Source organism: Haloarcula nitratireducens (genome assembly GCF_019599505.1).
On sequence record NZ_RKLT01000002.1, the window covers coordinates 84,938 to 97,000 of the forward strand.

Annotated in this window: 15 protein-coding genes; 6 read left to right on the top strand and 9 right to left on the bottom strand. The window is 65.1% G+C overall.

Translation table 11 applies throughout. The annotated features are described in order from the left end of the window. Positions 1-74: 74 nt before the first annotated feature. The 4 genes from EGH23_RS07080 (at position 75) to rpl12p (ending at position 2,897) form a co-directional block, all read left to right on the top strand. Positions 75-563 carry a 50S ribosomal protein L11 gene (locus EGH23_RS07080; RefSeq protein WP_220579318.1) on the top strand — a complete coding sequence of 163 codons (489 nt, stop codon included), beginning with the start codon at positions 75-77 and terminating at the stop codon, positions 561-563. A 275-nt stretch (positions 564-838) separates the two neighbouring features. Further along, on the top strand, positions 839-1,477 hold the full coding sequence (locus EGH23_RS07085) for a 50S ribosomal protein L1 (RefSeq protein WP_220579319.1): 639 nt from the start codon (positions 839-841) through the stop codon (positions 1,475-1,477). Between the two features lies 1 nt (position 1,478). Continuing rightward, complete coding sequence (locus tag EGH23_RS07090; protein ID WP_220579320.1) at positions 1,479-2,528, top strand: 50S ribosomal protein L10; 1,050 nt, start codon at positions 1,479-1,481, stop codon at positions 2,526-2,528. Positions 2,529-2,549: 21 nt separating this feature from the next. After that, positions 2,550-2,897, top strand: coding sequence for a 50S ribosomal protein P1 (gene rpl12p, locus EGH23_RS07095; protein ID WP_220579321.1), 348 nt, complete (start codon positions 2,550-2,552; stop codon positions 2,895-2,897). A 198-nt stretch (positions 2,898-3,095) separates the two neighbouring features. Here rpl12p and EGH23_RS07100 read toward each other — a convergent pair whose 3' ends face one another. The 6 genes from EGH23_RS07100 to EGH23_RS07125 form a co-directional block, all read right to left on the bottom strand. Beyond that, a complete protein-coding gene (locus EGH23_RS07100) occupies positions 3,096-4,361 on the bottom strand; it encodes an RNA-guided endonuclease InsQ/TnpB family protein (RefSeq protein WP_220579322.1) in 1,266 nt (421 codons plus the stop codon). A 254-nt stretch (positions 4,362-4,615) separates the two neighbouring features. Then, positions 4,616-5,593 (bottom strand): magnesium/cobalt transporter CorA, encoded by a 978-nt coding sequence (gene corA / locus EGH23_RS07105; RefSeq protein ID WP_220579323.1) that lies wholly within the window; start codon positions 5,591-5,593, stop codon positions 4,616-4,618. After that, a complete protein-coding gene (locus EGH23_RS07110) occupies positions 5,590-5,757 on the bottom strand; it encodes a hypothetical protein (protein ID WP_220579324.1) in 168 nt (55 codons plus the stop codon). Before EGH23_RS07110 ends, corA begins: the two co-directional genes overlap by 4 nt. Positions 5,758-5,810: 53 nt before the next feature. Beyond that, positions 5,811-6,446, bottom strand: a complete 636-nt coding sequence (locus EGH23_RS07115) for a DUF6517 family protein (protein ID WP_220579325.1) — start codon at positions 6,444-6,446, stop codon at positions 5,811-5,813. Between the two features lie 46 nt (positions 6,447-6,492). Then, complete coding sequence (gene cysS / locus EGH23_RS07120; RefSeq protein ID WP_220579326.1) at positions 6,493-7,974, bottom strand: cysteine--tRNA ligase; 1,482 nt, start codon at positions 7,972-7,974, stop codon at positions 6,493-6,495. Between the two features lie 68 nt (positions 7,975-8,042). Beyond that, on the bottom strand, positions 8,043-8,534 hold the full coding sequence (locus tag EGH23_RS07125; RefSeq protein WP_220579327.1) for a DUF7523 family protein: 492 nt from the start codon (positions 8,532-8,534) through the stop codon (positions 8,043-8,045). 85 nt (positions 8,535-8,619) lie between these two features. Here EGH23_RS07125 and EGH23_RS07130 point away from each other — a divergent pair, with 85 nt between their 5' ends. Together EGH23_RS07130 and EGH23_RS07135 are read left to right on the top strand one after the other, a co-directional pair. Continuing rightward, on the top strand, positions 8,620-9,498 hold the full coding sequence (locus tag EGH23_RS07130) for a CbiX/SirB N-terminal domain-containing protein (protein ID WP_220579328.1): 879 nt from the start codon (positions 8,620-8,622) through the stop codon (positions 9,496-9,498). A 79-nt stretch (positions 9,499-9,577) separates the two neighbouring features. After that, entirely contained in the window at positions 9,578-10,681 is a 1,104-nt protein-coding gene (locus tag EGH23_RS07135; protein WP_220579329.1) for a DR2241 family protein, read from the top strand. Between the two features lie 21 nt (positions 10,682-10,702). On the opposite strand, the gene EGH23_RS07140 is transcribed toward EGH23_RS07135, so the two are convergent. The 3 genes from EGH23_RS07140 to EGH23_RS07150 all read right to left on the bottom strand — a co-directional run bounded on the left by EGH23_RS07140 (position 10,703) and on the right by EGH23_RS07150 (position 11,988). Then, positions 10,703-11,260: a DUF7524 family protein gene (locus tag EGH23_RS07140; RefSeq protein ID WP_220579330.1), complete on the bottom strand. Its 558-nt coding sequence runs from the start codon at positions 11,258-11,260 to the stop codon at positions 10,703-10,705. Between the two features lie 49 nt (positions 11,261-11,309). Beyond that, positions 11,310-11,504 (bottom strand): methytransferase partner Trm112, encoded by a 195-nt coding sequence (locus EGH23_RS07145; protein ID WP_220579331.1) that lies wholly within the window; start codon positions 11,502-11,504, stop codon positions 11,310-11,312. Between the two features lie 85 nt (positions 11,505-11,589). Further along, positions 11,590-11,988 (bottom strand): hypothetical protein, encoded by a 399-nt coding sequence (locus EGH23_RS07150; RefSeq protein WP_220579332.1) that lies wholly within the window; start codon positions 11,986-11,988, stop codon positions 11,590-11,592. Positions 11,989-12,063: the final 75 nt, after the last annotated feature.

A 12,063-nucleotide genomic window follows, 5' to 3' on the forward strand; every position in this document is an offset into this window, starting at 1 on the left:
CAGACCGTGTGCCGCCCTCACGCGCACGGTGCTGAAACGCAATCCTTTAAACTGCCGCGGAGGATTGACCGTACATGGCTGGAACTATCGAAGTGCTCGTCCCCGGTGGGCAGGCCAACCCTGGCCCGCCTCTCGGTCCCGAACTGGGACCGACGCCTGTGGACGTGCAGGCAGTCGTTCAGGAGATCAACGACCAGACGGAAGCGTTCGACGGCACCGAAGTCCCCGTCACCGTCGACTACGACGACGACGGCTCGTTCAGCATCGAGGTCGGCGTGCCGCCGACGGCCGAACTCATCAAGGACGAGGCGGGCTTCGAGACGGGCAGCGGCGAACCCCAGGAGGACTTCGTCGCCGACCTCTCGGCCGACCAGATCAGACAGATCGCAGAGCAGAAGCAGTCCGACCTGCTGGCCTACGACCTGAAGAACGCCGCGAAGGAAGTCGTCGGCACCTGTACCTCGCTCGGCGTCACCATCGAGGGGAACAACCCCCGCGAGTTCAAGAAGCGGATCGACGAGGGCGAGTACGACGATATCTTCGCTGAGGAAGCGGCAGCGTAAGCCGCGAACGCTCGAAAGCGAGCGAAGCGAGTTTTCGGTGTCGCTCTGACGATGTGTCAGCGGAAGGCACGAGCGTTATACGACCCTCTCGACGGCGGTCTATTCTTTCTCGCGCTCGCCGGTCTGAGACTACGTGATAGCGACAGCGCCGCGTAGGAAACGGAGGAGACGGTTCGACGGCTTTAAGTGTTGCATTGGCCTCTCACCGTACGAGACAGGCATCCGCCTGTTTCACTGACCCGTAGAAGCCGTTTGGCGCACTACGGAGGTGAACAATGGCAGACCAGGAAATAGAGAACGCAGTCTCTCGCGCACTCGAGGACGCACCTGAGCGGAACTTCCGCGAGACGGTCGACCTCGCTATCAACTTGCGCGACCTTGACCTCAACAACCCGTCGAATCGTGTCGACGAGTCTGTCGTCCTTCCTTCCGGTACCGGACAGGAGACCACCATCGTGGTCTTCGCAGAGGGCGAGACCGCCCTCCGTGCCGAGGAGGTCGCAGACGACGTACTCGACCAGAACGACCTCGAGGAACTGGGTGGCGACGACGACGCCGCCAAGGACCTCGCCGATGATACCGACTTCTTCATCGCGGAGACAGACCTGATGCAGGACATCGGTCGATACCTCGGGACCGTGCTGGGACCGCGCGGGAAGATGCCCGAGCCGCTCGACCCCGACGACGACGTCGTCGAGGTCGTCAACCGCATGAAAAACACCGTGCAGCTCCGCAGCGGGGAGCGACGGACGTTCCACACGCGCGTCGGTGCCGAGGACATGTCGGCCGAGGACATCGGCGACAACATCGACGTCATCCTGCGGCGCTTGCACGCCGACCTCGAGAAGGGGCCGCTCAACATCGACTCCGTCTTCGTGAAGACGACGATGGGTCCCGCCATGGAGGTGGCCTGATATGAGCGCCGAGAGCGAACGCAAAACGGAGACCATCCCGCAGTGGAAAGAGGAGGAAGTCGACGCGATCGCCGAGATGCTCCAGTCCTACGAGAGCGTCGGCGTCGTCGACATCACCGGCATTCCCTCCCGACAGCTCCAGGACATGCGCCGTGACCTTCACGGCACCGCGGAGCTCCGCGTCTCCCGGAACACGCTGCTCGTGCGCGCGCTCGAGGAGGTCGACGACGGCCTCGAAGAGCTGACCGAGTTCGTCACCGGACAGGTCGGCCTCATCGGCACGGACAGCAACCCGTTCTCGCTGTACCAGGAACTCGAAGCGTCGAAGACGCCCGCACCGATCGGTGCCGGAGAGACCGCCCCGAACGACATCGTCATCCCCGAGGGAGACACCGGCGTCGACCCGGGCCCGTTCGTCGGCGAACTCCAGAGCATCGGCGCGGACGCTCGGATCCAGGAGGGGTCGATTCAGGTCCTCTCCGACTCGACCGTCCTCGAGACGGGCGAAGAGGTCTCACAGGACCTCGCCAACGTCCTCAACGAACTGGGCATCGAGCCCAAGGAGGTCGGTCTCGACCTGCGCGCCGTCTACGCCGACGGCGTGCGCTTCGAGCCGGACGAACTGGAACTCGACGTCGAGGAGTACGAGAGCGACATCAAGGCGGCCGTCAGCGGGGCGTTCAACCTCTCGGTCAACGCCGAGTTCCCCACTTCGACGACCGTCACGACCATGCTGCAGACGGCCCGTGGCGAAGCCAAGAGCCTCGCGCTCGCGGCCGCCATCGAAGACCCCGAGGTCGTCCCCGACCTCGTGAGCAAGGCCGACGCGCAGGTCCGTGCGCTCGCCGCGCAGATCGACGACGAAGAGGCCCTGCCGGAGGAACTCCAGGAGCTGGAGACCGCTCCGGCGACAGAGGAACAGGCTGATGACCACGACGACACCGCTTCCGAGGACGACGCCGAAGCCGATTCCGAGTCCGAAGCCGACGAGGCCGAGGACGACGATGACGACGACGAAGACGCCGGCGACGCGCTCGGAGCGATGTTCTAACACAACTCACACGACAGAACAATGGAATACGTTTACGCTGCACTCATCCTGAACGAATCGGGCGAAGAGATCAACGAAGACAACCTCACCGACGTGCTCGACGCCGCCGGCGTCGACGTCGAGGAATCCCGCGTCAAGGCGCTCGTCGCGGCCCTCGAAGACGTCGACATCGAGGAGGCCGTCGAGGAGGCCGCCGCCGCACCCGCCGCCGCAGGCGGCGCTGCCGGTGGTGCACCTGCCGCCGGAGACGAGGAAGTCGACGAGGAGTCCGACGAGGCCGAAGAGGAAGAAGCCGCCGAGGAAGACGACGGCGACGACGACGAGGACGACGAGGCCAGCGGCGAGGGCCTCGGCGAACTCTTCGGTTAATTCGGCGCTCCAGACACGCATTTTCTTTCGCGCGATCGGGTAGCCGCGGCGCTGTTTCTACGTCGTCCGGAGGTTCAAGTACCGGAGCAGGGTCAACAGGCGTATGTTCCCGTTGACATCCACCGCGCGCCTAACGGCGCGGGAATCCTCGCGCTGGAGTCTCGGCGTATGCCGACCCACCACGCGAGCGACTTTCTTCTACCCGTGAATACTTCGGTTTGTGCGCACTTCTTTGGGACTTTCGTGAGGGTGTGATATCCCCGACCACCTGTGGTCGTCCCACTCGAATCGCACGGGCCGTGCCATCGGCCATGGGAAGTTTGTTTCGTGCCGCCTCAAGAACGCCTCTGACGCGACCAGATCCGCATGCCCCTCGAATCCGCATGGACAGGTAAGTGTATCTTGGTGGCGCGTCGTCTCTGTCGTGGATCCACAGTTCAGACACTCTTGTGACGTCCACGCCTCGGACCGGACTTTGACGGTGATACCATACTCTTCGGCGGTATCGACGAGTCGTCCGACGAACTGCCGGAACGCCCAGAAATTGTGCGTCTTCTGATTTGTCCGCACTGACCAGTGCGTTTCCAGTACGTCTGTGAGATCGCCAACGTACACTATCGAGACGCCCTCGGCGTACAACCGTTCGATCAAATCGCGTGCAAGCGAGTCCTGTGCATGGTTACGCCGTCGCGTCCGGCGTCGGTAGAGTTGCCGAATTCGAGTCGACGAGTACCGACCGTCGCGAAGCTTCGACTGAAGACGTGCAATTTCTCGCGTCGTTTCACAGAACTGCTCAAAGAGGTCGCGTCCTTCATATAGATACTGCTCGCTAGTCGTAGTCGTGCAGGCGACGAGATTGTTCGCACCAATATCTAGAGCGGCGGTTTCGTCCGCCAGTGGTGAATCCAGTCTAGAATCATCCACGGTGACTGGCTGAAAGGCTCGAAATTGGTCCGAGAATTCGTCATAGTACAGTTCCAACCGTCCCTGCTTGCCATTCCATTTTGGAACACCCGCAACTTCGAGACGGAGACGTTCGGTATAGCCGAGTTCATACTTCTCTTTGAGTTGTTTCCCAACCGGGATCTCGAGACGTGAGCGATCGCTATTCTCTAGTGTGTATTGATCGTTGCGAATGTAGGTCCGTAACGTGCGTCCGTCGTCCTCGTTCCCCCAATAGCCCGGCGGAGAACAGTTCTCGTCTTTCTCCATGAGAGCGAAGAAAGACCTCCACGCGCTCTTGTTCTTTTGGATAATCTGTTGAGCAGTAGCACTGCCGAGGACGCCGACATACCGTTTGCGGTAGTCGGCAGTATCCCAAACATTTTGGCCCTCAAAATAGTGCTGGCGGCGTTCGTAGGTAAGTTCGTTCCAGAGGCTGGCAGAAGCGTCCAATAGTTCGTAGAGCAGTTCCCGATCCTGTTCGGATTGGGGGCGTACAACAAACGTGTTGGCCCGCTTCATCAACTACTCATTGGGTTGAAAACATATATAAACATATGATTAATCCAGTACATTAAGATGTGGGCAGAATTCGATGAAAGTAGGATCGACTAAGAGAACTAAAATACCGCGGACTTAGGCAGGGGGGATTCTCCTCAAAGAGAGAAAGATGTCTGTGGATGGATGAGTGGGACGAGCAGTAGTTAGTTGACGGCGGGTAGCCGCCTACCGTTCGATCCATGCCCTCAGGCGGAGGCATGTGCTCTATTTCTTTGTCAAAGATACCCCCGACGGCGGAAGTGAACCAACATGATGGCGGTCATCAGCGCCATCCCGAGTACCGTCGCCGGATAGGCGTACGTCCAGCCAAGTTCCGGCATGTTGTACGGACCGCCGGCGAAGTTCATCCCGTAGACGCCGACGACGAAGGTCAGCGGGATGAAGATCGTGGCGACGACGGTGAGGACCTTCATCACCTCGTTGGTCGACTGCGAGAGCGTGTTGAGGTAGATGTCGCGTGCGCCGGACACCAAGTCGCGGTACGTCTCGGTCAGGTCGACGATCTGGACGAGGTGGTCGTGGATGTCGCGGAAGTACTTCTCCGTCTGTTGCTGGACCTGTGGCGGGTCTCCCCGAGCGAGGGCGCCGACGGCCTCGCGAGCCGGCCAGACCTGCTTACGGAAAGAGAGGAGGTCCCGGCGCACGTCGTTTATCTTCTCCAGCGTCTCGATGTCCGTCGAGACGGTCACCTCCTCCTCTATCTCCTCGATGTCGGTCTCGACCTCGTCGAGCAGGTCGAAGTAGGCGTCGACGATGACGTCGGCGACGCGAGAGGCGGTGAAGTCCGGTCCGCGGTGGAGCAGGCGTTCGTCGCCGCGCTCGGCGGCGTCCATCACGCGCTGGACCGCCCCGACCTGCCCCGGCGAGAGCGTGACGACCCAGTCTCGCCCGATGAAGATACCGACGGGGCTGGTCGCGACTTCCTTCTCGAAGGTCGTCTCGCCGGGCGTGAGCGTGACGCTCTTGAGGAGGACGAACGTGTGGTCGGCGAACTCCTCGGTCTTGGCTCTGACGCCGTTGCGGAGGTCGTCGATAGCGAGGCGGTGGAGGTCGAACGCCTCGGTGACCGCGGCGAACTCCTCGTCGTCGGCGTCGGCGACGTGGACCCACGTCGTCCCGACGGCGCGGCGGGCGGCGGTCAGGTCGTCGTAGGCCACGGCCTCCCGGTCGGCGTAGACCAGCGCGGAGATCACGCCGTCTCCGCCCTCCCGGAGCGACCGACCGCGACCGCCGTCAAGCCGACCATGAGCGCCGGCAGCGACAGTTCACGGCCGGGATAGGGAACGACGACGCCTGCGACGTAGCCCACGAGGCCGGCACCGGTCAGCGCCGCCCCCGCGAGGGAGACGGAATCCATGGCGCTGTAATCACAGTGGCGGATGAAAAGCGTACTCCACGCCGCGGACCGACTCAGTTCCCCTCGTGTTCCAGACCCCGAAGCATCGTGTCGACGCGGGCCTGCTCGTCTATCTCGTCGGGATGGACCGCGAACACGACGATGACGTCTCCCTCGTGCTCGAAGGAAGCAGCGTGCATTCGGACGTCGATCTCCTGTCCGAAGACGGTCATCACTCCCGAGAACGTGCTGACCTGTCGGGACTCGCCGAGCGACTGAGTAGTGCGGTTACTCTCGAACTGGATGTCGCGGACGCCGCCGGCGCGAGCGGCCACCTGTGCGACGACCTCTCGGTTCGACCACTGCGCGGCGGGATTGAGACTCTGCCCGGCCACCTCGGCGTTGGGCGTCGAGACGACGACGAAGCGGGACAGTTGCACCGTCCCGAGCGGCCCGAAGTCGATGCCGCGCCGGTACTGGTCGACGTGACTGACGACGCGGATCGTCCGCTCCTGTCCGGCGAACTCGACGGTTCGAGTGACGTTCTGTTCGGTCGAGTTGGTCAGTTCGTACCCCGTCGACTCCAGGACGCTGTCGTCGACGCTGGTCGGCGCGGACTCGAACGCGACGGTCTCGCCCGTGATGAGGCCGACACAGCCGGAGGAGACGACGAGGAGAGCGACGAGGACACCCAGTAGCGGTTTACGCATACGAGAAGTGATACAGTCGGGAAAGATAAGTCCCCCGCCGCAGCTCTCAAAGTCGATAGCTCGGGCCGTCGTCGGTGTCCTGTACCTCCACGCCGAGCGCTTCGAGTTCGTCGCGCAGCTCGTCGGCCCGCTCGTAGTTGCCGGCCTCCCGCTCCCGTTCGCGCACGTCGAGGACGAGTTCGACGATATCGCCGGCGAGCGTCACGTCGCCTTCGCCGCCCGCGTCGCCGAACGAGAGGCCGAGAATCCCGCCGCCGAACTCCTCGAACGTCTCGACGGCCTCGCGGAGCGCGCGGTAGTCGTACTCCTCCGTCCCGTCGACGTGCGTGTTGACCGCGCTCGTCAGGTCGAGCAACGCCGTCGTCGCCTCGCGCGTATTGAAGTCGTCGTTCATCGCCGCCTCGAAGTCCTCGCGCGCCGCGTCGACGGCGTCGCGGAACGCCCCGTCTTCGACCTTCGCGTAGGCGTCGACGTCGTCGCAGGCCTCGACCGCTCGCTCGTAACCGCGCCGGAGGCGGTCCCAGCGCTCCTCGGCCTCGGCGATGGTCTCCTCGCTGTAGGTCGCCCGCGAGGTGTACGCCGTCGAGAGGAGGAACGTGCGAAGCACGTCGGGGCCGAACTCGTCGACGGCCGCGCTGACGGTGAAGAAGTTCCCCAGCGAGGAGGACATCTTCTCGCCTTTCGTCTCCAGTAGCCGGACGTGCAGCCAGTAGTCGGCGAAACGCTGTCCGGTCGCCGCTTCGCTCTGGGCGACCTCGTTCTCGTGGTGGGGGAAGACGAGGTCCTGCCCCCCGACGTGAATGTCGATGGTCTCGTCGAGGTGGGTCATCGACATGGCCGAGCATTCGATGTGCCAGCCCGGTCGCCCCTCGCCCCACGGCGAGTCCCACGTCTGGGCGGTCTGACAGGCCTCCTCGGCGGACGCGGCCTCGGGATGGCGGTGCTCCTCGATGTCCTCTGGCGCGACGCCGTCGGCCTTCCAGAGCGCGAAGTCGGCCGGATGGCGCTTCTCGGACTCGGCGTCCTCGCCCTGCGCCTCGATCTCGTCGACGGACTGATTCGAGAGCTTCCCGTACTCCTCGAAACTCGTCACGTCGAAGTACACCGAGCCGTCGGCCTCGTAGGCGTGGCCGCCCTCGACGAGTCGCTCGACGAGACCGATGATCTCGGGGATGTGCTCGGAGACGCGGGGGTACACCTCCGCCCGGTCGAGATTGAGCGAGCGCATGTCCTCGATGACTTGCCGGACGTAGTGGCGAGCGACGTCGGCCTCGCTGTCGCCGTCCTCGCCGACGCGGGCGACGATCTTCTCGTTGACGTCGGTGAAGTTCTCGACGTGGTGGACGTCGTAGCCGAGCCACTCCAGCCAGCGGCACATCACGTCGACGTGGACCCAGCCGCGGGCGTGGCCCAGATGCGGCGGGTCAGAGGTCGTGAGACCGCAGTAGTAGAGCAGGACGGAGTCGGGGTCGCGCGGCTCGAACGGCTCTGTCTCGCCGGTCAGCGTGTTCGTCACGCGCAGCGTCATTGTGGGAGTGGACTGCGCCGGGCCGCTTTAAGCCGTCGGATACCCGGTGCGAGACCGCTGGTGCGGGCTCACCGCCCGACGGCGCTCTCGGTAATTCGCAGCGCGTCCGGACCGTAACGGCGTTCGACGAGGACCGCGAGCGTCTCGTCGCCGACGGCGGCCGCCTCGACGGGCACGTCGGCGGCCCGCAGTCGCCCGAGAACGTCGCCGAGCGCGGCCGGTGAGAGGTCGCCGCTGGCGACGATTCCCGTGAGCGACCCGGCTCCGTCGGCGAACGCCGCGTCGCCGACGACGAGCAGCGGCGACGCCTCGGTATCGTCGGCCGTCTCGTCGGTTCGGCCGAGGCCGCTGTTCATCGAGACGCGGGCCTCGCTGTCGTGCGCCGGGTCGTCAGATAACTCTTCGGCGAAGCGGCGCAGCGCGGTGGCGACGGCGTCGGTTTCCCCCGCCACGTCGAGTGTTCGAGCGGCGGCGGTGTAGTTGACGACGCCCGCCCGGAGCGCGTCGTAGAGGAACGGGCGCTCGCGGACGGCGTCGCGCGTCGCGGCGGCGAGTGACATACGAAGTAGCGTGCGACGCGGCATCAAAAGTCTACCCGACGAAACCAACGAAGCCCCTAAGAGCGGGTCGTCCCAAGCGAATCGTATGAGACAGGCACTCGTCATCGCGGCTCACGGCTCGCATCTGAACGCCGAGTCGAGCGCGCCGACGTTCACGCACGCCGATACGATCCGCGCCACGGGCGCGTTCGACGAGGTCCGCGAGACGTTCTGGAAGGAGGAGCCGTCCTTCCGCGAGGGGCTCCGCACCGTCGACGCCGAGGAGGTGTATCTCGTCCCGCTGTTCGTCTCCGAGGGCTATTTCACCGAGCAGGTCATCCCCCGAGAGTTCCGCCTAGAGGGGTGGGACCCGGACCTGTGGGACTCCGACGGCACCAGCGCCACGCACGCGACGCTCACCGCCGCGGACACCGGCCAGACGGTCCACTACTGCGGGCCGGTCGGCACCCACGACTCGATGAGCGACGTCATCGTCCAGCGGGCGGAGTCGGTCACCGGCGACCCCGACGTGGGCGAGGGGTTCGGTCTCGCCGTCGTCGGCCACGGCACCGAGCGCAACGAGAACTCGGCGAAGGCCATCGAGTACCACGCCGACCGCATCCGCGGGATGGACCGCTTCGACGAGGTCGAGGCGCTGTTCATGGACGAGGACCCCGAGGTCGACGACGTGACCGAGTTCTTCGAGAGCGAGGATGTCGTCGTCGTCCCGCTGTTCATCGCCGACGGCTACCACACGCAGGAGGACATCCCCGAGGACATGGGGCTGACCGAGGACTACCGGACCGGGTGGGAGACGCCCGCCGAGGTCGACGGCCACCGCATCTGGTACTCGGGGGCCGTCGGGACCGAGCCGCTGATGGCCGACGTCTTACTCGAACAGGCCGCCGACGCCGGGGCCGACGTGCGCGAGGCCATCGAACGGGTTCGCGAGGAGACCAGAAAGCGCGTCGCGAGCGGCGACTGATCCGGGCGCGGAATCTCCGCCGTCACGCCGCCCTGCCGGAACGAGCGGCTTTTTGCGCTCCGACCGCTACCTCGCGGACATGGACGAGTCTCACGTCGAAGCGTTCGCCGACGCCGCGTCGGACGGCGTCGCGTTCGACGGCATCGAGGCGCGGGTGGAGGGCGACAGATACGCCGTCGAGGCGGCCGACGGGTCGGCGACGGCCGTCGCCACCGAGGAGTTCGCCGACGTGGCCGCGGAGTACGACGAGTACGTCACGAACTGGTACTTCTGGCACGCGACGGCTCCGCAGACCGGGGCTCGCTGGGCGTTCCTCCGGTGGGTGGAGGGGGCCGACTCGACGCCGGTCCCCGAGCGGTACGACCGCCTGCGGGCGGGCCTGACGACGACGTGGGGACAACTCGCCGTCACCGCCTCGCTGAGCGAGGGCGGCGACCGCGTCTACGACCTCCGTCACGAGGACGACCAAGCCGAGATCGACCGCGGCGAAGACCCGTCGCTCGATACCTACGAGGACCCGCTCGACGCCCGCGAGCTCGCCAAGTACGACGACGACGGACAGTACCGGCCGCTCAAGACCGCACCCACCCTCCAGACGGGGTGGGAGTTCACTGAACTCGACGCCGCCGACCTCGTCGAGGCGGTCCACGCCTTCTACCCGGCGACGGTCCAGAACTGGTATCGGGAGCGCGAGGGCGAGTTGGACGTGAACCACTGGCACGAGACCGTCGAGCGCCAGACCGGCATCTACGGCGTGATCCAGACGTGGGACCGCGGCGAGGGCCACGAACACGTCGACTGGGTCGCGGAGGCCTGCTGTGACGACTCGCAGTGTCTGAAGCGGCGCGAGTGGGAGTACGACGAGGAGACGGAACTCGACCCCGACGGCGACCAGCGAGACGCCGGCGAGTTCCCCTGTCGCGAACCCTGCTCGCTCGTCATCACCGCCGCTCGCAAGTGGACGAAACTCGAGGGCGAGGAATCGCGGACCTACGAGTTCGAACTGACGCCCAGCGAGAAGGAACAGGTCGAGGAGATCATCGACGCCGTGGCCGACGGCCGCACGGCGGACGTCCGGGAGGCCGACATCTACGACGGCGCGAACCGCTATCGGACGCGGTTCCTCCGAGCGAAACTGTTCGACGACGAGGGCGACCTCTCGGGCGTCGAAACCGACGACTGAGAGCGACGCGAGCGAAGCGACTCACCGAGCGGCGGCCGCGTAGACGGCGACGAGCGTGCCGATGGCGACCAGTAGCGCGAGGGAGACGACGAGGAGGTTCTGTGAGAGGAACGCGGCCAGCACCGCGAAGAACAGCACGGCACCGCCGGCCGCCAGAACCTGTTCGTCGGGAACGTCGGCCAGCGCGAACTCCGAGTTCGAGTCGCGCTTCGGCTGTGGCTTGGCGAGGTCCTCGTCGACCTGTACGGGTTCGTCCTCGGGTTCGGGTTCCGCGATCCGAACGTCGACGTAGCGGGTCGTGCTCCCGTAGGCCGTGACGACCTTCAGGTTCCCGCGGGTCTCGCCGTCACCGTCGACCGTCACGCGGACGCGCCGCTCGCTGTCCCGGTCGACGTGGTAGTTCGTGGCTTCGAGGGCGGCGAGCTCCGAGAGCGAATCGTCGAGATGTAAGTGGACGTGGGTCGACTCGCCGTGGTTGATGAGGCGCACGTCGAAGCTATCGCTCGTCTCGAAGGTATCCGGGACCTCCAGCCCGTGGAGTTCCTGCCGGTTGATGTGGACGGGCAACGAGTCGGGCACGTTCGGAAGTCGCGGGGACCCGAGAAAAAGGTTCAGGAGTGCGTCCGGGTCACGCCGGCGCTTCGTCGCGCATGTCCGGCGGGAGGAGGTTCGGGATGCCGTCCTCGATGGGGAAGGACTCGCCGCACTCCGTACAGACCAGTCGACCGGACAGGATCTCCTCGTCGTCGCGCTCTTCGACCTCCAGTTCGAGGTCGTGCTTGTCCAGCGGACAGCAGATGATGTCCATCAGATCCTCTTTCATACCCGAGAGTGGGTCCGGTGTCCCTAAAAGCGTACTGTCTGCCAAGCGTCGCCACGGATCACGGCGAACCGCTCCGATAGCGCCCTCAGATGAGCTTGTTCCCGCTGGTGGTGACCGAACGCTTCTCGACGACGGTGCCGTTGACGGTGTTGGTCGCGAGCAGCGTCGAGGTCTGGTTCGTCGGGAAGAACATCGTCGTCGTGGTCTGTCCGCTGTCGAGCGTCGCGGTGTCGTAGGACTCGCCGCTCGCGTCGACGACCGTGAGCTTCGTGACCCCCTTGTCGGTCGTCGCCGCCTCCGAGAGCTTCACGGTCGTGGTCACGTGCCCGCTGCTCCACGGTTCGCTCGTCGAGATGCCGTCGAAGACGGCGGAGTCGCTCGGTCCCGCGACCGTCGGCTGGAGCGTGAGACAGCCGCTCGCCCCCAACGCGAGGAGTAAGACGATGCCCGTGAGGACCACCCGGCGCGTGTGTGCTGCGGTCATCTGGCTAACCCGCCCTTCGAGGCGGAGCCATTTGAGCGTTGTACTGTCGGTTGCAAGGCTCGGTCTCTGAGTACG